This window comes from Halorubrum sp. Atlit-26R, assembly GCF_003666015.1.
GTDB lineage: Archaea > Halobacteriota > Halobacteria > Halobacteriales > Haloferacaceae > Halorubrum.
This window is the reverse complement of record NZ_QPLT01000351.1, coordinates 1-542: the sequence shown is the minus strand read 5'-3', so window position 1 is coordinate 542 and position 542 is coordinate 1. Positions and strand designations below refer to the sequence as shown.

Annotated in this window: 1 pseudogene; it reads left to right on the top strand. The window is 62.4% G+C overall.

The features are described from left to right. Nucleotides 1-103: 103 nt before the first annotated feature. Nucleotides 104-542: pseudogene (locus DVK07_RS24065) on the top strand (hypothetical protein); the annotation flags it as partial.

Here is a 542-nt window from a genome sequence, read left to right as displayed (position 1 = left end):
GGTCAGGGCACTGGAAACAGGGTGTGTCTGGACTACAGTCCGCTGTGCTTCGGTCTCGGGCACTGGTCGGGGTCTGGAGTGGAAATGTAGGGGGTGAGTCAGTGTGACGCGGATCCAGCAGGTGCTGTTCAAGCTGGAGACGGGGTATCTGGGACACCCGTACCACGTGACAGGGAACGCGCTGTACCAGGCGCTTGCCCAGCGGGTTGACGAACAGACGCGGCGAGAGTTGTGTGTCAGGCACGGTGTGTTTCTGCCGCGAGAGTACGGGATCCCGCCGTCGTGGCACTCCCAGTCAGCGCTGGGGAAAGTCGGGGTGTCGTTGCCGGCTGTTGAGACCTATGATGACTTGTTCCTGTTACGTGATGCGGCGCACCGCTGGCTAAAGTCGTCGCGGCCGCGAGATGCGCACAACACGCAGCCGTTGCAGAGTCACGGGGGTCGAATCGCGTTCGATCCAGTGACGCGGTTCGGCCGGCCACCGGAGATGCAGACTTCGATGCGGTCGGTCAAGTGGGTCGTCCAGTGTTACCTGCACACCA